This window comes from Prevotella merdae (assembly GCF_900290275.1).
Taxonomy (GTDB): domain Bacteria; phylum Bacteroidota; class Bacteroidia; order Bacteroidales; family Bacteroidaceae; genus Prevotella; species Prevotella merdae.
In genome coordinates this window covers 1257360-1279283 of sequence record NZ_LT985323.1, presented here as the reverse complement: position 1 = coordinate 1279283, position 21924 = coordinate 1257360, and the positions used below count along the sequence as shown (strand labels likewise).

15 protein-coding genes are annotated in these 21924 nt (G+C 43.3%); 8 read left to right on the top strand and 7 right to left on the bottom strand.

The features are described 5' to 3' along the window. Nucleotides 1–11: 11 nt before the first annotated feature. From C9991_RS05120 to C9991_RS05110, 3 genes are all read right to left on the bottom strand, one after another. A complete protein-coding gene (locus tag C9991_RS05120) occupies nt 12–1757 on the bottom strand; it encodes a RagB/SusD family nutrient uptake outer membrane protein (RefSeq protein ID WP_106811488.1) in 1746 nt (581 codons plus the stop codon). A gap of 108 nt (nt 1758–1865) precedes the next feature. After that, entirely contained in the window at nt 1866–4967 is a 3102-nt protein-coding gene (locus C9991_RS05115; protein WP_106811487.1) for a SusC/RagA family TonB-linked outer membrane protein, read from the bottom strand. A gap of 219 nt (nt 4968–5186) precedes the next feature. Beyond that, nucleotides 5187–7367 (bottom strand): hybrid sensor histidine kinase/response regulator transcription factor, encoded by a 2181-nt coding sequence (locus tag C9991_RS05110; RefSeq protein WP_106811486.1) that lies wholly within the window; start codon nt 7365–7367, stop codon nt 5187–5189. A gap of 169 nt (nt 7368–7536) precedes the next feature. Here C9991_RS05110 and C9991_RS05105 point away from each other — a divergent pair, with 169 nt between their 5' ends. From C9991_RS05105 to C9991_RS05070, 8 genes are all read left to right on the top strand, one after another. Continuing rightward, the gene (locus tag C9991_RS05105; RefSeq protein ID WP_106811758.1) at nt 7537–8592 is read left to right on the top strand and encodes a M20 family metallo-hydrolase; all 1056 of its coding nucleotides are present in this window, start codon (nt 7537–7539) and stop codon (nt 8590–8592) included. A 52-nt stretch (nt 8593–8644) separates the two neighbouring features. Further along, nucleotides 8645–9058, top strand: a complete 414-nt coding sequence (locus C9991_RS05100) for a nucleoside deaminase (RefSeq protein WP_106811485.1) — start codon at nt 8645–8647, stop codon at nt 9056–9058. Nucleotides 9059–9139: 81 nt separating this feature from the next. After that, on the top strand, nt 9140–11224 hold the full coding sequence (gene porZ / locus C9991_RS05095; protein WP_106811484.1) for a type IX secretion system anionic LPS delivery protein PorZ: 2085 nt from the start codon (nt 9140–9142) through the stop codon (nt 11222–11224). A 31-nt stretch (nt 11225–11255) separates the two neighbouring features. After that, nucleotides 11256–12797, top strand: a complete 1542-nt coding sequence (locus tag C9991_RS05090) for a hypothetical protein (RefSeq protein ID WP_157949366.1) — start codon at nt 11256–11258, stop codon at nt 12795–12797. 24 nt (nt 12798–12821) lie between these two features. After that, nucleotides 12822–14138, top strand: coding sequence for a hypothetical protein (locus C9991_RS05085; RefSeq protein WP_106811482.1), 1317 nt, complete (start codon nt 12822–12824; stop codon nt 14136–14138). After that, nucleotides 14135–15040 carry a glycosyltransferase family 2 protein gene (locus tag C9991_RS05080; protein ID WP_106811481.1) on the top strand — a complete coding sequence of 302 codons (906 nt, stop codon included), beginning with the start codon at nt 14135–14137 and terminating at the stop codon, nt 15038–15040. The genes C9991_RS05085 and C9991_RS05080 overlap by 4 nt, the downstream gene beginning before the upstream one ends. Nucleotides 15041–15049: 9 nt before the next feature. Then, entirely contained in the window at nt 15050–16048 is a 999-nt protein-coding gene (locus C9991_RS05075) for an acyltransferase family protein (protein ID WP_232823241.1), read from the top strand. Next, nucleotides 16045–17070: an acyltransferase family protein gene (locus C9991_RS05070; protein ID WP_106811479.1), complete on the top strand. Its 1026-nt coding sequence runs from the start codon at nt 16045–16047 to the stop codon at nt 17068–17070. Before C9991_RS05075 ends, C9991_RS05070 begins: the two co-directional genes overlap by 4 nt. Here C9991_RS05070 and C9991_RS05065 read toward each other — a convergent pair. From C9991_RS05065 to C9991_RS05050, 4 genes are read right to left on the bottom strand one after another with little or no spacing between them, the layout of a single operon-like run. Next, nucleotides 17053–17949: a glycosyltransferase family 2 protein gene (locus tag C9991_RS05065; RefSeq protein ID WP_106811478.1), complete on the bottom strand. Its 897-nt coding sequence runs from the start codon at nt 17947–17949 to the stop codon at nt 17053–17055. The genes C9991_RS05070 and C9991_RS05065 overlap by 18 nt on opposite strands. A 2-nt stretch (nt 17950–17951) precedes the next feature. Continuing rightward, the gene (locus C9991_RS05060) at nt 17952–19079 is read right to left on the bottom strand and encodes a glycosyltransferase family 4 protein (RefSeq protein WP_106811477.1); all 1128 of its coding nucleotides are present in this window, start codon (nt 19077–19079) and stop codon (nt 17952–17954) included. A 22-nt stretch (nt 19080–19101) separates the two neighbouring features. Next, nucleotides 19102–20418: a DUF6080 domain-containing protein gene (locus C9991_RS05055; RefSeq protein WP_106811476.1), complete on the bottom strand. Its 1317-nt coding sequence runs from the start codon at nt 20416–20418 to the stop codon at nt 19102–19104. A 6-nt stretch (nt 20419–20424) separates the two neighbouring features. Next, nucleotides 20425–21915, bottom strand: a complete 1491-nt coding sequence (locus tag C9991_RS05050) for a DUF6080 domain-containing protein (protein ID WP_106811475.1) — start codon at nt 21913–21915, stop codon at nt 20425–20427. Nucleotides 21916–21924: the final 9 nt, after the last annotated feature.

Genomic DNA, 21924 nt, shown 5'->3' with positions numbered 1-21924 from the left:
GATTTTCTTTTTTACCAGTTACCAATGTTCTGAGTATAGTGGCCGTTTGATGCCGAGATCTGACTGAACGGTATTGGCAAATACTCGTTGCGGTTTTTAGTGAACTTAGCATCCTTATAGATAGAGCAGTCGCCTGCCTCCTCGGCGTAATACTTGTTAAGCACCTCGGCAGCCTCGCCCCAACGAACAAGGTCGAAAAAACGTTCGCACTCCATACCCATCTCCAAACGGCGTTCCATCTTAACTATCTTGAGGGCCTCTTCCTTATTGTAAGTGCCCTTATATGTAGAGATATTCATACGTACGCCATAGTCGGTCTCGTAGTTTGATATTACACCAAGGCTATGCTTAGCACGTGTGCGCAGCTGGTTTACAAGAGCGATGGCCTCGTTGATCTTGTTGAGCTGAACAAGAGCCTCGGCACGCTCGAGAAGAACATCGGCATAGCGGAATACTATGCGGTTCTCAGAAGTACCCCACCATGAGCCCTTGATTAGGTAGCCACAATCGGGGTCTACATTCTGCTTCAATGTAACATAGTAGCCATATAGTCCGTGCGAGCGGCTCCATGTGTCGGTCTCGTCCATCATATATTTCTTGTTGAACTCGTAGGGTAGTCCGGGAATGCCAACAGTAAGGAAGAGACGTGGATCGGCATAGTCGGTAGACTTGTCGTAGTCCTTGTCGTTGAAGTTGTCAAGGTAAGGCAGACCGTCGGGTTTGGTGCGGAATGCGTTTACCATATTTTGCGACGGCTTGTAGAAGTCGCAACCACCATCGGTAACACCAGCTATGTTAGGCACTATAAGTCCGTAACTCCAGTTGAGATTACCAAGTTTTGTACCGTCGTTCATAGAATACTGTATAGCCCAGATACTTTCTACACCATTCTCGTACTGAGCCTCTGGACGGAAGTTGTTGTGGAAGTCGGCCTCAAGATCGAAGCCTCCTGCCTGGTAGATGCTGGGGTCGCTATACTCTACAACCTTCTTAAGGTCGTCGGCAGAGATGCTTGTAACCTCGTTGCTCTGAGCATTGTCCTGATGGTAAGCCTTGTAAAGGTATGCCTTTGTAAGGAATGCGGCGGCTGCGGCCTTAGATGGGCGACCAACCTCAGTCTGCTTAACTGGCAAAACCTTATAGGCATCCTCAAGGTCGTTGATGATAAGCTGCCAACCCTCATCGTTGGTATACTGTGTGTTAGACAGATTGTTATAGTCCTCGACAGTGAGATTGGGGTTTGTAACAAACGGGATGTTCTTGTACAGACGTTTCAAGAGGAAGTGGCCGTAAGCACGCAGGAACTTCATCTCGGCCACACGCTCGTCCTTTAGAGGATAGGCTGCAGCGTCAAGCTTGTCGAGCTGCGCCAATGCTGTATTTACACGCGAGATACAGTTGTACAGACGTTCCCACATGTCGCTTATATTCCAGTTGGTTGTCAAGATACCCTGAGATATCTCAAGCTGATGGAACACATCGCCGTCGGATGTACCGTTGCCGCCCTTGTAAGCATCGTCCGAGCGAACATCAAAGTTCCACATAGAGAATGACGAGTTTACATCCTCGGCCGACATAAAGACAGCATAAGCCGAGATAACCAAGTTGTCGATGCGACTTGGGTCCTTAACCTGTGTCTCGTCCAAAGTACCTTGAGGTTTCTGATTGTCGAGAAAGTCGTCGCAACTGCCCAATGACAATGCACCTGCCGTAATGAAGGTGGCGAGGGCTATACGGCTGAATATATTAGTTTTCATTATTGTAATGTCTTTTTAAGTTTTTTACTTCTTTACTTTTCTCTTTTCCCTTAACTATTGGATTTTTCGTTCTTCACTCTTCACTCTTCGTTCTTCACTCTTCACTTTCTAAAAGCTTACGTTCAGTCCGAAGGTAATGTTCAAAGGAATAGGATAACCGTAGTTAGGGTTCTCAGGGTCAACACCAGTGAAGCTGCTGCTCTTTATAGTAAAGAGGTTCTGTGCACTGAGGTAGAAACGTAGGCGCTCCATAGCCAGCTTCTGAGCAAAGCTCTTTGGCACATTATAGCCAAGCTGTATAGTGCGAAGCTTGAGGTAAGAACCATTCTCAACCCAGTAAGACGAAACACGCTTCTCGTTGTTATTGTCTGAGAGAGTAACAGCCGGAATATTGCTGTCAGGATTGGTTGGGCTCCATGCGTCGAGCAAACGACGTCCCTTGTTGAGGTAACCAATGTTCAAGCCTGCCCAAATATCAGTTTCCTTCTTGAGGTCAGAAATGATATCGACACCCTGAACACCCTGGAAGAATGCAGTGAAGTCGAAGTTCTTATATTCGAGATAGATGTTGAAACCGTAGGTGAAGTCGGGTGTCGGATCGTAAATCCACTGCTGGTCGGCCTCTGTTATCTTGCCATCGTTATTAAGATCCTTCCAACGAATGCGTCCGAGAGCAGCTCCCTCCTGAGTGGCATGGTTGTCAATCTCTTCCTGCGACTTGAATATACCGTCGGCTACATAGCCTACTTGCGAACCCATAGCATGACCTATTACGCTCTTAACACCATTTCCACCGAATGTGCCCTTAGCTGCTATGGTAGCCGGAAGCTTTGTAATCTTGTTGCGATAGGTACCAATATTGGCATTTACATCGTAACGCAAACCCCACTTAGTAGTCTTGCGATAGCCAATGTTAAACTCAAAGCCCTTGTTCTCCATCTCACCGGCATTAATCCACTGTGTAGAGCCCTCGCCCATAGCAGCGATACCAATCATTTCTACAAGAATATCCTTGGTATTCTTGAAATACCAATCAAAGGTACCATATAGCGAATTGCGGAAGAAAGAGTAGTCGAGACCGATGTTGGTCTGAGTTGTTGTCTCCCACTTGATACCGTTGTTGCCGAGCTGATTACGCTTGAAACCTGAAGGCAGAGTCTGTCCACCGTTGGTTCCGGCTATATCATATGATGTACCGTAGCTCTGTCCACCATTCTCGTTTACGCCGTAATTACTTACATAAACCGTATAGCGAGCGAGGTTTGAAATTTCTTGGTTACCAGTCTGACCCCATGATGCACGCAACTTGATGTCATCAATCCAACGTACGTCTTGCAAGAATTTCTCGTTGTTGATACGCCATCCAGCAGATACTGAAGGGAATGTAGCAAAGCGATTGTCCTTACCAAAACGTGATGAACCATCACGACGCATTGTCAACGAAGCCATATAACGGTCGGCGTAGTTGTAGTTGAGTTTGCCGAAGAACGATACAAGCGAATAGCCCGAACCAGAGCCGTAAGCCTGGGCTGTGCCAGTACCCGCATCAGGCCACATATAGTCGGGGTTAAGGATAATGTAGTCTTCCTTACGTCCAGAGAAACTGATATCGTCCTGGCGGTTGAGCTCCATACCAATCATAGCGTCGAGACGATTCTTGCCAAACTCGGCATTGTATGTAGCCACAGCATTCCACATCCACTTGGTCCAATGTTCCTGCTTTGCCTCAACAGCATTAATCTTATTGGCAACATTGCCTTCGGTTACGGGATAGGTAAATATGCGCTGTTCCTTCTGCGAATAATCAAGACCGAAGGTAGAGCGAAGGTTGAATCCCTTAAATTGATTAAGGTTTACATACGCATCTCCGAAGGTACGCCAATATGTATAGCGGTTGTCCTTATTGCGCTCGAGCACAGCCACTGGATTGTAACGGTCAGGATAGCCACCTACTGGTCCGGCATAGCTACCGTCGGTTGTATAAACTGGCAATGACGGGTTAAACTGCAACACATTCTGAAGGAATCCGCCAGGAGCTGAAACCTCTGATGTGCGGTTAAGGGTGAAGTGCTCGCCAATAGTAAGCTTGTCGTTGATAAGCTTGTATTCGGTATTGAAGCGGGCTGAGAAACGCTCGAAGTCGGATGTCTTTATGATACCCATGTTCTTGTAATAGCCAAGCGAGAAATAAGACGAACCTTTCTGCGAACCATTACTTACACTAACGTTATAGTTCTGTATAACACCAGTGCGTGTTGTCTGGTCGTACCAATCGGTATCGGCTGCAGGTGTTGTACCTGCATCATCAAGATACTTCTTCATTGAAATACCGTTGAGAATAGGCTGTCCAAGATTGTTATACCCCCAATCGTAGTGATAGCCCAAGCCGTTGGTGTTAGGATCCATACCGTCGTTGACATATCCCTGCCACATAACCTGACCAAACTCCTTAGCGTTGAGCACCTCCATCTTATGGCTGTACATTGAGGCTGCAACAGAAGCATCAAGGTCTACCTTGAGCTTACCGTCCTTACCCTTCTTTGTGGTGATGATGATAACACCATTGGCAGCACGCGAACCATAGATAGATGCCGAGGCTGCATCCTTAAGAATCTGGATAGACTCGATGTCGTTGCCGTTGAGCTCGTGCATACCAGCCTTGGTAGGAACACCATCGATAATGTAGAGAGGATCGTTGTTGTTAAGAGTTCCGATACCACGAATACGAACTGTAGCAGAACCTGAAGGCGAACCATCAGCCGAGATATTCATACCAGGAACACGGCCTTGAAGAGCCTTCATTGGGTTATTCTCGTTCTGTTTCTGTAGGTCGGTTACACTAACAACCGACACAGCACCAGTAAGATCGGCCTTACGCTGGGTGGTGTATCCAGTAACTACAACCTCCTCAACAAGCTTTGCATTCTCGCTAAGCACTACATTCATTGTAGGTTTGGCTTCCAGAGTTACATTGTTATAACCGATGTACGAAAACTCGAGCTGTGCACCCTTCTTTACCTTGATAGTAAACTTACCATCAATATCGGTAACCGTACCGTTGGTCGTGCCTTTCTCTACGACCGAGGCACCGATAATCGTTTCGCCAGTGGCGTCGGTGACAACTCCGCTTACATTCACTTCTTGAGCACTCACGATGGCAACAGCCGGTGTAAGGGCCAAGCTCATGAGCATTCTTTGTAAACTGTTCATGTGAAAATGGTTTAAGTTTTTAATTATTGTCGTAATTCTGGTTGCAAAATTAAGACGATGAAAGGACTAACAATTGAAAATTTCGTTCATGGGATAAAACATATCGTTCATGTAACGAGATTTTGTGTGTTAGTCCTTTCCGTTAGTGTAAAAGGGCTGTCTTCCACAGCCCTTTTGCTAAAAAATGACTTTTTATGAAGAAACTGTACTGCATCCGAATCATTCGCCACGCAGTTCAGTGGGGTTGATTCCATATTGTTTTTTGAAACATGTGGTAAAATAACTTGGCACAGCAAAGCCAACCTCATAGGCTATCTCGGAGATAGGACGGTCAGTATGACACAATAAGTAATGACCACGATTAAGGCGCATCTCGCGTATAATATTACTGGGCGAATTGCCCGTTAAAGCCTTTATCTTGCGGTAAACCTGCACACGCGAAAGGCGCAACTCGTTGCAAAGATCGTCCATCTTGAGATTGACATCGCCAAGATGCTGCATGGCGACTTCGCGAAAACGACTTATAAACATATTGTCGGTACTGCTGATATCGACAGTCTCAACTGTCTCTTGGCTGTTATCTGACTGGGCAAGCTTTATCTTGCGACGGTTGGCAAGCATACTTTCAATACGTGTCATAAGCAAATCGATATTGAACGGCTTGGTGATATAGGCATCGGCACCATGTTCGTAGCCTTCGATACGTTGCGACTCGTTGCTGCGTGCAGTGAGTAGGATAACCGGAATATGACACGTAACGTCGTCGGCCTTAATCTTAGAACAAAACTCCAGACCGTTCATTATAGGCATCATAACATCGCTAACGATAAGGTCGGGCACACTCTCGCGCGCCAATCTAAGTCCGTTGCGTCCGTCTGACGCGTCGATAACATAGTAGTATGCAGAGAGCAAAGACCTAAGATATGAGCGTATATCGGCATTGTCGTCGACAATAAGTATGGTGTCAAGCTCCTCATCAGAATTGTTCTTGGTAACTATATTGCGTCGGCTGTCTTGCAAAACAAGCTTAGACACGGTCTCGTCTGATATTGTAGATTGCTGAATCTGGCCTGTATTGTCGGCCACAGCCTCAACACGAGTCTGAAAATTAAGTACATTGGCAGTAAGATGCTCAAGTTCGGCAACGTTGCGTTGTATGATATCGAGCATTTGTTGCTGCTTTTCATCGAAGTGGCCTTGTGATATAAGGTGCTGAAGAGGGCCGGCTACAAGGGTAAGAGGTGTGCGCAACTGATGACTTGCCTTGGTAAAGAAAGCCACTTTCTCATCGGCTATCTGGCGCAAGCGGCGTCCAACCTTTGCCTTTGTCTTATATACATAATAATTATAGGCAGCAAGAATAATGAGCAACAACACGACGAGATAGGCAAGCCAACTGATGATTTTCTGGCTGCGATACATCTTCATATAGTTGTCGATATTGGCATAAATGGCGTCGAGACTGCTGGCTTGACTGGCAATCTCGTTGTTTTGCATCTCTACAATGTCGGCATTCTCGACGGTAACAAGACTTGAATGAAGGTAATTCATACGAGGAACCGACTGCTTCTCTAATATGCGCATAGCAAGGGGCACCAGCATCTCGCCATGTGTAGGATATATGTAAGAAGCTGCAAAACAGCCTTTCTTAACAAGGTCAATACCCTGTCGCTCTCCTGGCAAACCATCAATACCAACAAACATTATGTCATGCTCCTTACCAACAGCCTTGGCTGCCTCCCATGCTCCAAGAGCCTCGGCATCGTTATGACCAAAAACACAATTGATATTAGGATCGTTGGCAAGACAGCGAGACATAATCTTGCGGGCACCGTCAACATTCCAATCGCCATTGACTGTGGTTGTAACGATATTGGGATAACGTTTCATTACCTCGACAAATCCTTTATGACGTTCCTCAACTGGCGTAGAGCCCTCAAGACCAGCTATCTCCAACACCCTACCCTTACCGTGAAGCTTATCGGCAATAAAGCGTGCCATTACACGACCTATCTCTACATTATCGGCTCCAACATATGCGGTATAACTGTCAGAATCGATCTTGCGGTCGAAGAGAATAACGGGAATACCTTTCTTATATGCACGTTCAACCGCCGGCGCTACTGTACTGGCGTCGCTCGGGGCAACAATAAGAAGGTCGACATTACTTTCGACCAAACTGTCTATCTGCTGTACTTGTCGCTTGGCATTGTTGTCGGCAGAACAAAAGCTAACGTCTACATTCTTATATTTGTACTGCCCAATCTTTATCTCACGATTTACCTTCTGTCGCCAAGTATCGTTACTGCACTGCGACACTCCTATAACCGTGCGACGGTCGGAACATGATGCGAAAGCAAATAGTAAGTTTAAAGCTACTAATATCAATTTTATCTTCATAGCTATCTATTTGTTTACAATCTTAAAGGTTTTATAGTTATAGTATTAAACAACTGCAAAGTTACAAAAACCTCTCGATATAAACGAATACTCGATTATTTATAGTAAATTTGCAGAATGATATATGAATTGCGACATATGCAATCGCATACAAAACAACAATAAGCTAATGCAGATAAAACAATACACCGAAGACGCCGTAAGGCTGCTAAGCCAATTAATAGCTACTCCATCAGTGAGCCGCGACGAGAAGGTTGCAGCAGACATTATGCAGAAAGAGATGCTACGACTTGGACTTGAAACCCATCGCGAAGCAAATAATGTGTGGACCATAGGCAAGCAATACGACAACAACAAGCCTACACTTCTGCTCAATGCACATATAGACACGGTAAGGCCAGTAGCGTCGTGGACAAGAGAACCATTTAAGCCTGAGCTTGAGGGAGACATATTATACGGACTCGGCTCTAACGACTGCGGTGGCGGACTTGTTTCGCTACTGCAAGCATTCTGCTACCTTAACGAATATGGATGTGCTGGATACAACCTCGTTTACTTGGCATCGGCAGAGGAAGAGGTATCGGGCAAAGACGGCATAAGTAGGGCAATACCTATGCTACCACATATAGATGTGGCTATTGTGGGAGAGCCTACTGGTATGCAACCAGCCGTGGCTGAAAAGGGACTTATGGTAATTGACCTTAAGGCTCATGGTAAAAGCGGACATGCAGCAAGAGGCGAAGGCATAAACGCCATTTATAAAGCATTGGACGACTTGGTATGGATTCGCGACTATCGGTTCAAGCGCATTAGCCCGCATCTTGGCGCTACAGTGATGAACGCAACGGTAATAAATGCTGGAACCCAACACAATGTTGTACCCGATGTATGCAATATTGTAGTGGATGTACGTACCAATGAGATGTACTCCAACGAGGAAGTGTTTGAGTTTATAAACAACCATACTCAGTGCGAGTGTAAGGCAAGATCGTTCAGACTACACTCGTCGTCAATAGACTTAGAGCATCCTTTGGTAAAGCGACTTATAGATATGGGAAAGCAACCATTTGGGTCGCCTACACTTAGCGACCAAGCTCTGATGCCATGGCAGTCGCTAAAACTTGGACCAGGTGACTCGGCACGCTCGCACTCGGCTAACGAATATATAAGGATAAGCGAGATAGAAGATGCTATAAGCACCTACATACAACTATTGAAGATATAAAACATAAAACATAAAACATACTACACATTAAAAACTCTAACAACAAAAGATTATGGAGAATAAACAAATCGAACTAATGCGTCGCGCCATTCGTCTATCCGAAGAGAGCGTGCGCAACGGAGGCGGTCCGTTTGGCGCTGTAATAGCTAAAGGCGACGAGATTATCGCAGAAGCATCCAACAGTGTTACTATAGACAACGACCCTACAGCACATGCCGAGGTGAACTGCATACGCAAAGCCACACGCCACCTTAGTACATTCGACCTAAGCGGATGCGACATTTACACATCATGCGAACCGTGTCCGATGTGTCTCGGTGCAATATACTGGGCTCATCTTGACCATATATATTATGCCAACGACCGCAAGGACGCTGCCAAAATTGGCTTCGACGACGACTTTATATATCAGGAGATTGCACTGCCCATAGAGAAACGCAACAAGACAATGATGCGACTGCTCTGAACAGAAGCCATTGAGGCTTTCCGTATGTGGGAACGCAATGACAAAAAAACAGAATATTAGTTATTACAACAATATTAGGCAATGACAAGAACAATAATAACAATGGCTGTCGTTTTGATGGCATGTCTGACCACAAACAGCGCATTGGCACAGACCAACAGCAAGTGGACTTTATATAATAGTTTCTCTGACATTACAGAGATAGAGCCAGCAGGAGGCACAGCATTTGCCTTGTGCTCGGGCGGACTATTCTCATACAACAGTGAGACGGGAGAGACTGCTGTATACGATAAGACCAATTGCCTGTCGGACGCAAGCATAAAGCACATTGCTTGGTCGAAACAGGCAAAACAACTTGTCATTGCCTACGAAAACAGTAATGTCGATCTTCTGACCGTAAACGGCAACGTTACTAATGTGCCCGATATTTACATGAAGTCGACAACATTAGACAAGACCATCAACCATATTTATATAGACGGAGCATATGCCTATATGTCATTGGGGTTGGGTGTGACTAAGCTCGACGTAAAACGCGGCATCATTGTAGATACATATCAGTTGGGGTTCGGCATAAACTATACCTACACTAAGGATGGATATTTATATGCAGCCTCAAAAACAAACGGACTTTATCGCGGCAAACAAACCGACAACCTGCTTGATATAAACAACTGGCAACGCATAGGCAACTATACAGAGCTGAATGAAAACCGTACTAATGTGGAGGATACTCAGGCTAAATTATGGTGGACACGTACTGAAGACAATAAACTTGCCTGCTATACTATGGACGCAGAGGGCAATCGTATATATAAGACTGAAGGTGTGCAACCGGAAGGACCAGCATCAAACCACTTCTACAGATTGTACTTCAATAACGGACTGATGTATGCCGTAGGCGGCTATTACTCAAGAGAGCTTGATGGTTGGTATCCAGGAGAAGTGCATGTATGGGACGGAAACAAGTGGAGCGAATTTGAACAACCATCAACAGCCACTACCGGTCATGATAACGTCGACTATATAAGCATGGACTTTGACCCATTGAAGCCGGGACATGTAATGGTGGCGGCAAAGAGTGGTCTGTACGAATATCAAGACGGCAAGTTTGTAAAGTGCTACAATATGGACAACTCGCCCCTTACATCATGCGTCAACAGCAAAAAATACATTATCGTATCAGACATTAAATACGATGCAAACGGCACGTTATGGGTTTTCAATGCTGCAGTGGACAACAGTCTACTTACGCTAAGCCCTACGGGCGAATGGGAAGTACAAGCTGTATCGTCAAACATTAAGGCAAACGGCAACGGTTTTCTTGAGAATATCGTGATGACAGATAATGGTACCCGTATGTGGTTCTCAATGCGCGAATGGCAGAATTCAAAAATTTATGTATACGATATAACCAATAACCAGTTTGGAGCTTTCGGCCCGTCGTATGTCAATGAAGATGGCACAGTTGTAGAACCAAACGACCAATTTGATCTAACTTTGGATAGAGATGGCAACATATGGATGTGCACAACAAGTGGACCTCTATACTTCTCGCCGAACGACTTTATATCGGGCAACAATATTGTTACCCAACATAAGGTTCCACGCAATGATGGCACCAACCTTGCCGACTATCTGCTTGCCAATACCACAACAACATGTATGGCTATTGACGGAAGCAACCGTAAATGGATTGGCACACGCAGCGGAGTGTTCCTTATCAGTGACGACTGCAACACGCAGCTGCAACACTTCACTACCGATAACTCGCCACTGATATCGAACGAAATAATTGACATTGCAGTAGACCCTAACTCTAACATGGTGTATTTTGCCACAACAGCAGGTCTGTGCTCGTATGCAAGCGACGCAACACAACCTACCGACAAGATGACAAAGGATAATGTGTATGCATATCCTAACCCTGTACGCCCCGATTATACTGGTACTATAACCATTGTAGGCCTAAGCTATAAGGCCGACGTAAAGATAGTGACATCAAACGGAACCCTTGTTAACCAAGGTAGAAGCACTGGTGGATCATACCATTGGGATGGACGCGACCTTAAAGGCAAACGTGTGGCAAGTGGTATATATATGGTTGAAGCTGCTACTGAAGACGGCAGCAAGGGAACAGTATGCAAGATTGCGGTGGTAAACTAACAACCAGAAAATAATAAAAAAAACGAGAATAATGAATAGCCCTAAAAGCTTTGTCAAAAATCTGCATAGGTGGATACTCATTGCTATACTCGCCATAATAGTAGTACACAACTATTACGGTGAGTATTGTGCCCACTGTGAGGGTTATGGATGGGATGGGTCTGTATACTATAAAGATATCCTTATAAACGGATTGGACCAATACACATCGGGGAACATCAGCCAATATCATACCCACCGAATGTTACCATTCCTAATAATACACTACATAATGAGGGTGCTGTCGCTTTCGTTTTTGCCAAATAACGTGATGCTTGTGAGTAGCATTATAAACACGTGTCTTCTTGCTATTAGTGTGTGGCTATTCTTCGGTATTTCACGAGCCAAGAAATGGAATTGGAAGACTGAAACTCTGATATTCGCTTTCTGTTTCTACAACTATCATGTGCTCAAGTTTATGGGATACTGTCCAGTAATGACCGATATGCCAACCTATACACTTAGCATAGCATTGGCTTATTTCTTTATAAAACAAAATAAAACAGGACTCATTACTACCGGACTGATAAGCATTGTAGTCTTTCCATTACTCGCACTTATGGCATTACTACTACTTGCATTTCCAAACAACAGTGTTGGCGAATATATACCGAGAAAAGAAAATGCAGCAAATCCACCAAGCAAGATAGATAAAGCCAACCATATTCTAAACGCAACTATGCGCGCAATACTCACATGGTGGCTACCTACTGCTTTCGTGGCATACATATTCTTCAGACTATATGTGCGTGGAATGGATAATTACCAATCGGTGTTCGTTACACGTTATCCACAGAATGTATGGATTTCGGTGGCAGGCATTATTGCATACATTATATTCTATTTTTATGCCACAATGCCGTTGCGAGCCGACTTTGCCACAACACTTAAACAGCTATGCACACGTAGACGTATATTAGCTATAGCCCTGTGGCTTGCCATATTCGTTGTGGTATATACACTGCCCACTATGTATGGCTTCAAGGGCAAATTCTCGCTGGTCAATGAGTTTGCACAAATATGTCAATTTCCTGCTACAGATGTGCTGATATTTATAGAGACACATTTTCTTTACCTCGGAATAGGCTTCTTGTTTGTGCTATTAATGTGGAAAGAGATATGCCGCGAAACACGCATTCTCGGCATAGGTGCAGTTCTCATACTGATGCTCTCGCTTGTTATTCTCTCGGATATAGAGACACGCAAGATAACATGCTTCTATATATTCCTACTACCGATAATGGGAACCTTATTAGAGAAGAAGGTTATAAAGCTATACATTGTATACCTGATTGTGGCAACGCAACTTATATGCTCTGCCTTTTGGTTCAATATAAACACTGACGGCATAGCCGAAGCTTTCGCTACATACGACATTAATGTGTACTTACAGATGCCTGCCCAACGTTACTATATGTTCCAAGGGCCATGGCAGTCGCATCAAATGTATATGCTTATCATAATTATAGAGATATGTTTACTCGGCATACTGCAACTCAATCTTAGAAACAAAAGCAAGAACAACAACACATAACAATTAGCAATAATATAAAAAGTAATGAATATAATAAAGAAACTATCCATAATAACCATACTGCTTGCCACTATCTTTACGGGGCTTATTATTGCTACATTCTGCATTCCAACCTCTGCTGTACAAAAGAATGTGGAACAGTCGGCTATGCAAATACAACACGACGGAGTGTGGTATAAGCCTCTTGGCTGCTTTCTTTTTCAGATAGACAACCTTACAGACTGCCAGATGCTACGCATCAATGCCACAGCCGACTCCAACAGACCTGTATGGGCTGCCATGATGGCTGAACAATACGACAACACTATTGACACAATCAACTCATACAACAATGTTGTTGTATGTACAAAACATATAGCCCATACTGGCAGAACAAACTCTGATATATACAGTAATTACGCACGATACTGGCATGGATATCAGGTGTTGCTTCGTCCATTGCTAACACTTTTCAGTTACCACACCATACTTGTAATCAACTATGTATCATTGTTGTTTATTATATTAAGCGTGATATTAGCAACATATAGAATAGTAGGCAATGTGTTTGCCTTGACCTTGACACTAAGCCTTGCATTGACAAATATATTCATTGTACCTTTTGCACTACAATTCAGTACGTGCTACTATATATTCCTTCTTGCTATGGCTCTATTTATTATAAAGCCAGAATATACAAGAAGAAAAGACTTATGTATATACATATTCTTTATTATAGGAGCCATTACATCGTATATGGACTTTCTAACCACACCGGTTTTAACCCTTGGCATGCCCCTTGTAACACTTATCGCAATCAATGAAAAGAAAAATCACAGTAAACAACTACCCCCATCAACTAACACTAGAAGACATCAACAAGCACCTATAAAGACTATTATATACAATAGTATGGCATGGGGAGCAGGCTATGCAATACTATGGATCTTAAAATGGTGCATAGGAAGCTTACTTACCCAAACAAACATCTTTGATTCTGCAATGCACAATGCCAAACTAAGAGTAGGCAACACTCTAATATTCAACGGCAAAGAGATTCCTTTATCTGATTTCATACACCTTATATTAAATAAGGTGTACGCCATAATAAACCCGTGGCTCATAATACTTATTTTCGTTGCCATCATCGTCTTAGTGGCTCTATATGTCTATAAACACTGGGAACAAACCAAACAACACTACTGGCTACTCATTATTGCAATGATGCCCGTAGCATGGTTTATAGTGATGAAGAACCACTCTATACAGCATATCTTCTTTACATGGAGAGATTTCTTATTAACAGTGTGGTGCTTAACAGCATACTTATGTCTTACTATCAGAAAACCTAAAGCGATATGAAAACAGCCGTTCTTATACCTTGCTACAACGAGGCTACATCAATAGAGAAAGTTATAAACGACTTCAAGCAACAACTGCCTGATGCCACTATATACGTGTACGACAACAATTCGACCGACAACACAGCTGATATTGCAAGACGTGCTGGAGCTGTGGTAAAGCACGAATTCCGTCAAGGCAAAGGAAATGTAGTAAGAAGCATGTTTAGAGATATAGATGCCGACTGCTATCTGATGGTAGACGGAGACGATACATATCCTGCCGAGAATGCAAAAGAAATGTGCCAACTTGTGGAAGAGGGTGCTGATATGGTAATTGGCGACAGATTGTCTTCAACATATTTTACAGAGAATAAACGACCATTCCATAACGACGGCAACCGACTGGTACGATTTCTCATAAACAAGATATTCAACAACAATATACACGACATCATGACTGGATACCGTGCGCTGAGCCACACATTTGTCAAGAACTTTCCTATCATATCCCGCAACTTCGAGATAGAAACGGAAATGACTATACATGCACTTGATAAAAACTTCCTTATCAGAGAGTTGAAGATAAACTATCGCGACCGCCAAGAGGGCAGCGTTTCCAAGCTCAACACATATCTTGACGGTATGAAGGTTGTGAGCACTATATTCATGATGTTCCGCGACTATCGCCCTCTAAAATTCTTTACCATCATTAGTGCCTTGCTGCTGTTGATAGCCATAGCTATGTTTGTACCAGTATTTATAGAGTATATGCAGACTGGACTCGTGCCACGATTCCCTACTCTTATCGTTAGTGGATTTATAGGTATTGCCTCACTGCTAACCTTCTTCTGCGGTGTGGTATTGGAGGTTATCACCAAGAAGCATAAACAACTATACGAGTTGATGTTACTAAAGAAATAAAAGATGTATATGACAACGAAACGAAAATATTGGATTGATAACTTGCGCGGACTTTGTATGCTCGCTATTCTAATCGATCATACAGAGACCTACTACTCTGGCAACTGTATCATCGACTATAGTCTATATGTAGTCAATGCACTTGTTGTGTTTTTCTTCATCTCTGGTTATCTAATGTTTCGTAAAACTACCAACGGAGAGATTGTGGAGTTTAGTCTGAGACACAAAGCTAACTCCATACTTAGAACTCTTGTTGTACCTTACTTTATATTCACCTCTATAATATATATACCAAAAGTTCTTGTACACGACGGAACATTCAGTACAGTCAATATGATAACAGACATATTATATGGTCAAGCATCATGGTTTATTGCGGCACTATGTGTGGCAGAACTGATATTTTCTGTTGTTATACATGTTTCAAAAGGTAAAGAATTATGGTTGTTGGCAACTGGTGTTACTGGGTTTATAGCTTCTATATTCTTAGCACAAGAAGGCAAGGCATACGTATGGCAATTGGATAATGCCATGCAGGCTCTACTCTTTCTTTGTGCTGGATACCTCTATCACAAACACGAGCATCAACTCTACATGTTAAACAAGCCAATAGTCAACCTTATCCTATTGGCAGCACTTGTAGCAATAAAACTATACGAACAAGCCAATGATATACAGTTGATTGTATGGCATATAAATATTGACAATTATGTTGTGTTCTTGCTTGACTTAAGTGTATGCACGCTTCTTATGGTACAAATATTTAAGCATCTGCCTATGATTAGGCTACTCAGTTGGACTGGCAAGCATAGCCTTGTTTACTATTTTCTATGTGGCGGTGTACCACTTTTAGTGAGCAAGATATTTAATAAAGCCGGAATGATGTATAATGGCAATTATCTCTATGTAGTCCTGGCGTTTATATTGGTATATTTATGTGCAACGGCTATAACCTACATCGTTTACCGCTATATGCCATTCTTAGTAGGAAGGAACAATAAATTATGAATGTATCCACAACAAGAATACCAATGGCCGACTGGGCTAAGGCTTTAGCCATATACCTTGTAGTAATGAGCCATACAACCATATCACGCCCTATAGCCAACTGGGCTTTTATGGTTGAAATACCGCTGTTTTTCTTTATGTCTGGATTTCTGTTCCGCTTCGACAGGCATCCCATATTCAAGGTATTTGCCATAAAACGCTTTAGACAAATTATCATCCCATATGTCACGATAAACATTGTGACATACCTATTTTGGCTGATAGTTGCAAGACATTACGGTGCTGACAGCAACAATAATATATCTATATGGCAACCACTGACAAGTCTACTTACTGCCAACAGCACAGGTATGGTACACAATGCCACAATGTACTTCTTCACCACGCTATTCAATATCGAGATTGTATACTATATCTTATTCAAACATAAGAGATGTATTGCAAGAATACTAACAACTTTGTTGTTTGTCACTCTCGGTGGTATTGACTATTATCTTAATTCTGTGGAATTGCCGTTCTCTATAAGCCATACACTTGTAGGGATTGTGTTTTATTCACTTGGTTGTGAGACGAGAAACAGTAAAACAATAAATACATTCATGAGCAATAATGCAGCTAAGGCTGTAGTAGTAAGAATTTTTATTGCCATCCTACTGTTTGCAGTAAGTCTGATACTGCTCCGTATTACAGGTGCCGTTAATCTTCAGAAGAGAGAATATGCCTTCTATCCCCTCTACTTCATTGAGACCACCATAGCGATATTCTCTGTAATTATGCTCTTTTCGGCAACATCTACAGTTCCACGATTAATTAAACAAATATCTGCAAACACACTTTGGATCTGTGGTTACCATCTACTAACATTCACCCTATTAAAGGGGCTGCTTGTATATGTTTTAGGTATAGATATCAGTAAGTTGGAATCTACTATTATGCCTAATATATTCTTCTCTTTAGCGGCATTGTTTGTATGTCTATATACCACATTATTTATTAAGGCTGTATCACGCCCAAACGCTTAGCGTATACAGCAGGCGGTAGATGTTGAAGAGGCTTAGTTTGGGATTTGAGCCACTAAGGTTGTGGCGCAATGATGCCCCTATAATACGGTAAACAAGCTTGCACAAAGGCTGCAAGTGCCAACGCACAAGGGTTGTTGAGAATGAAAGCAAGGACGAGTAACCATTAAGTTGCTTTCTAAACTCTATCAGTGTGCGACATGCCTCTTCTGTCTTATCCATATATACGGGGTTAGATTCGTAGTCGTCGATAAGCACAGGGTTGTCGATATGGTTTATAGCGTAGCCTGAGGCTGTGAGCTGCTTGCCAAAGAGCACATCCTCATAGCCATAATGCTTGAAAGCCTCATCAAAAGGATTGGCTATAACAGCACGACGAGATACGAGGAAATTAGTGGTACGAAACTCACGATTGGCAAGCAACATACGTTGCTTTGCCGAATGGGCAGGCTCGCAACGTTTCTCATAACAATAACGTAAGTTGTTGCGCCATAACTTGACATCGCCTCCTATTGCAGTGCCACCTACAACAACATCACCCTCAGATAAGGCATAATTCTCTATAAAGTCAGATTTATCTACTGTCAAGTCGCCGTCAATAAATACCAGCCAATCATAACGTGCCTCTCGTGCAAGAAAGTTACGTACTGCCGAACGGCCTAAGTTATGCTCGAGTTTTAAATAACGTACATTGTCCAAACGCTCTATAACACTGTTACTAATGACATACGAACGATCGGTAGAACAATCGTCAGCCACCACTATCTCATAATCAAAGCCATAAGTAGCCTGCACCTTGCGGCACTGGCTACACAATGTATCTACCAACTGCACACAATGGCAGTTGTATGTAGGCAATACAAAAGATATGGCTTGTCTCATAGTTACACATTTTTATTATTATACACCTCCTCGTATCTCTGCTGCATCTTTCTTACCGAGAAATGCTCTACAGCAAAGGTATGTGCCTTGTCGGCAAGTTGCTGGCGGTTTACGGTTGGCAGATAGTTGGCAAATAGTTTAGTCCAATCGTCTACATTATTATTATATACCATTAATGGCCAATCGGGTGGCAACGTATCACTCAAACCTGGTGCACTATTGGCTATTACTGGCAAATGGTTTATGCTTGCCTCCATAGACAACATACTTAACCCTTCAAACTCGGATGGCATAAACAGATAATCGAATGAAGCCATATACGATGCCAAAGAGAATACGGGAGGCAGAAGACGAGCATTAGTCAATGGTGTTCCATCTATACCACCATTATTAATGGTTTGCTCTACAAGCTGACACAGCGAACCATCTCCGGCAATAGTAAAGAAATAACGTTGGTCGGCAGAAAGACGTTTAAGTACATTGCAGAGAGTAGCTACTCCCTTCTGTGGTTCAAGTCTACCGGCAAATAAGATATTGATGCGGTCGGCAGACAATGGTTTAAAGGTCTGCGGATGTTTCTCCTCTGCCACACCATTATTTATTATAGGAGCTTCGACACCATAACGCTCGGCATATGCATTGCGTACCGAATCGGATATGGCTATATTTGCATTATTGCATCGGAAGAAAGTCTCAACACGACGTCCTACTCCATCAAGTCCTGTCCATAAGCGTGTATTATGAATAGTTCGCACAATGCGCGTATGACTAAAGAGACTCCTTGGCAGAACAAGTGATGCTACATACAATGCTAGATCTGGTGTCTCGGTATGCGAATGGATAACATCTGGTCGCCAACGCAACATTATATAGAGCAGTCGTATAGGAAACAGCAGAGCTGCTATTCTTTGTACAAGAAAGTGCCAATTGATGTCAGGCACAACCGATCGGTGTATATGCACATTGGCAGAACGTAGCTCGTTGATAAAGCGTGGGGTATAGGCAGAGCGGCCTCGCATTATCTCTACAACATGATATTCTATGCCTGATGTTGCCGACTCGGCTATATTGGCAGCCACTCGTTCGGCTCCACCAAGGTCGAAGTGGGTTATGAGATGAAACACTTTCATACATCTATCAGTTTTAAGTTTCCTACAACAGATATCCACCTATAATCGTGGCATTGTATACCCACATCCACACCGCTAAAGAAGCAACCGCAAAGCGTAGCAATATACTGCGTGTATGACATAGCAGATAGCCAATGGCAATAGGTATGATGAATGCCCAATGGGCTGTCATGATATACACCTCGTTTATGCCAAAGCCAAAGCCTATATGCATGAGCATATCAAATCCAAACCATGATGCTACAACCCAAAAGAATTTGCTGCGACGTGCAACCCAAGCTCCTGCAAGAAGCAACAGCAGGACGACAGCCTCAACAACATAGTTTATTATCCAACGATAGCCAACAAACACTGGTCGGGTTTGTTGTACATCCTCAAGAAGATAGTCGCGATGCAGCTGCAATGACTCACCAAAGAGATTGTCTACAACCGATTGTAGTCGAGGTGTTGTTATATCGCTCCACTCAAGCAATGGCACTTTTTCGACAAGAGCCTTACCATTCTGTTGTTTTACAAAGTCGTCATGCACCTTTAGTTTCTCCACACGACCAGGATCTTTCTTCTTAACAGCTGCCTCAATACGCTTTATACCCTGTTCTTGTGGTTCTATTATTGCCTTTTGTTGCCACAAGACAACAAGTCCCAATAGCAAGGTTGGCACAACAAACGACAATATGCTGCGCCATGCAAATACCTTTTTGCCTGCCGCAAACCATGCGGCAATAGCCACCTTTATACCATTTGTGAGCGTAATGCCGGCTGTAAGCATAAAGAGCAAAGCCTGTTGCAAATAGGTGAAACGTTTGCCTTGTTGCAGCTTGCGTCCCATAAGCAGTAACGTAAGGAGAAGCAAAGGCAGCGACAGAGCAAAATGGTCGGGCACCATAACGGTTATCATTATATGCGCAAAACCATAGAACAGCACTGTCAACAATATTGCATCCACGCGTGTACATCCTACAATGTCACGCAGTATACGATGCAATAGCACTGCTCCCCATACATCACATGCCACCAGAACAATTGCCATAAGGAATATGGCAAAGTTGAATTCGGTTGAAGGCATAAGCCAATGATTCACCCAATATAACGGCAGCAACACAGCAACAAATAGTGGATGGCGCAGAACATTCCAATGCAAACGCATGCACGAGATAAAGATGAGCGAGAACACATCATATCCCGACATGCCCAGGTGGTTATAGAATACAGACCAAAAGCCTACATGCGCACCACGTGTAAACGAGTCGTAGTGATTGCATATCAACATTGCGTTGAGTACAACAAACACTACCAGTGCTATGAGCGCTAACGGACGCTCTTCCTTGCGTATAATCATATAACTTTAGAAATAAAGATACTGTACTATCAGATTGACATTCCATATCCAAAGGAATATAGCCAACGCTGCTATCACGCCCTTAAGCAACAACGATGTACGACGTGGCTTGGCTGCCTTAAGCAAATATGCCGTAGCTATTGGTATGGCATAAATCCAATGGGCAGACATAATATATACCTCGTTGATACCAAAACCGAGTCCAACGTGCAGCACCATATCGAGAGCAAAGTAAGACATAACGAGCCACAAGAAGCGCGAACGGCGTCCTGCCCATATTCCAAGGATGAAGAAGAATGCGATGACACCCTCTACCACATAGTTGATGGCATATCTGTAATTTACTATTATGGGGCGCGATCGCATAACATCACCCAACAAATAATCCTGATGTATCTGTATCGACTCGCCAAAAAGATTCTCTACTATTGACTCGGTACGAGATGTAGTTACGTCGGTCCAATCGAGGAACTGCTTATGAGATATAGGTACTCCCTTGCTTACACGCTTCTTCTTAGCCTTATCGGCAGCAGCTTTAACTCGTGCAGCTGAGTCGCGAACAACAGAATCGCGTCGCAATGAATCGCGTTGTACAATGGTAAACGATGCAATACGTATAGAATCCTCATGTGCTTTCTTTGCCTGTTCCTGCTTTTGCTTGCGCTGCTTATCTGCCTTTGCCTTAGCACGTGCTTGCTTGGCAGCCATATCACGTGGCCATACTATATAGTCGTAGCTTAATCGGGCGGCTCCCCAAGTTAGGCCTGCTGGTAGAAGTATTGCAAGAAAGAGATACTTTGGACGAAATATACGCCAACCATTGACAAACAATTCGGACAAGTATATCTTCAGTCCGTTGTTCAACGATGTGCCTGCTGTTATAAAGAAATATAGCATCGACTGCCATATAGTCAACTTTCTACGGCGCAATATAAGCTTGCCCGATACATATAGGGCGAGCAACAACAACATCATTGATATAATGAAGTGGTCGGGCACCATAGCAGATATCATGACAAAGGCAAATCCGAAATAGAAGAATGTCAGCAATGTTGAATCGGTTCGGCTCACTCCCACCACCTCGCGGAATATGCGGTAGATGAACAATGCTGAGTAGAAAGCAGAGAATGTCTGTATTGCCGACACCACAAACACGGCACAGTTGATGCCCGTGAGCCATATCAGTCCTTGGTTTATAAGATATGGTATATACATATAGAACGCCAACAACGGATGGCGATATACGTTATAGCCTGCTGTCCAGTCGCTCACAACCGAATAGGTTATTGGGTCGAAACCAGAGATATGAAACTTGCTTATAAAGAGGTGCCAATAATGCGAATTAAGCGGAGTGAATACATCATAGTACTTGCACACCACCAAAGTGTCGAGTGCGATTAGCAACACAAGCATAACCAAAGCAAGTAGTCGCTCCTCACGCTTTACACAGAAGATGGACGAGAATATCCGGAAGAAAGAATTGCCTTTATTTTTCATCTCTATATT

Bases quoted from the DNA above. Each gene is read 5' to 3' on its own strand.
- C9991_RS05115 (WP_106811487.1), bottom strand. From the start codon at position 4,967: ATGAACAGTTTACAAAGAATGCTCATGAGCTTGGCCCTTACACCGGCT.
- C9991_RS05075 (WP_232823241.1), top strand. From the start codon at position 15,050: ATGACAACGAAACGAAAATATTGGATTGATAACTTGCGCGGACTTTGT.
- C9991_RS05120 (WP_106811488.1), bottom strand. From the start codon at position 1,757: ATGAAAACTAATATATTCAGCCGTATAGCCCTCGCCACCTTCATTACG.
- C9991_RS05065 (WP_106811478.1), bottom strand. From the start codon at position 17,949: ATGAGACAAGCCATATCTTTTGTATTGCCTACATACAACTGCCATTGT.
- C9991_RS05100 (WP_106811485.1), top strand. From the start codon at position 8,645: ATGGAGAATAAACAAATCGAACTAATGCGTCGCGCCATTCGTCTATCC.
- C9991_RS05085 (WP_106811482.1), top strand. From the start codon at position 12,822: ATGAATATAATAAAGAAACTATCCATAATAACCATACTGCTTGCCACT.
- C9991_RS05110 (WP_106811486.1), bottom strand. From the start codon at position 7,367: ATGAAGATAAAATTGATATTAGTAGCTTTAAACTTACTATTTGCTTTC.
- C9991_RS05105 (WP_106811758.1), top strand. From the start codon at position 7,537: ATGCAGATAAAACAATACACCGAAGACGCCGTAAGGCTGCTAAGCCAA.
- C9991_RS05070 (WP_106811479.1), top strand. From the start codon at position 16,045: ATGAATGTATCCACAACAAGAATACCAATGGCCGACTGGGCTAAGGCT.
- C9991_RS05060 (WP_106811477.1), bottom strand. From the start codon at position 19,079: ATGAAAGTGTTTCATCTCATAACCCACTTCGACCTTGGTGGAGCCGAA.
- C9991_RS05055 (WP_106811476.1), bottom strand. From the start codon at position 20,418: ATGATTATACGCAAGGAAGAGCGTCCGTTAGCGCTCATAGCACTGGTA.
- C9991_RS05080 (WP_106811481.1), top strand. From the start codon at position 14,135: ATGAAAACAGCCGTTCTTATACCTTGCTACAACGAGGCTACATCAATA.
- C9991_RS05050 (WP_106811475.1), bottom strand. From the start codon at position 21,915: ATGAAAAATAAAGGCAATTCTTTCTTCCGGATATTCTCGTCCATCTTC.
- porZ (WP_106811484.1), top strand. From the start codon at position 9,140: ATGACAAGAACAATAATAACAATGGCTGTCGTTTTGATGGCATGTCTG.
- C9991_RS05090 (WP_157949366.1), top strand. From the start codon at position 11,256: ATGAATAGCCCTAAAAGCTTTGTCAAAAATCTGCATAGGTGGATACTC.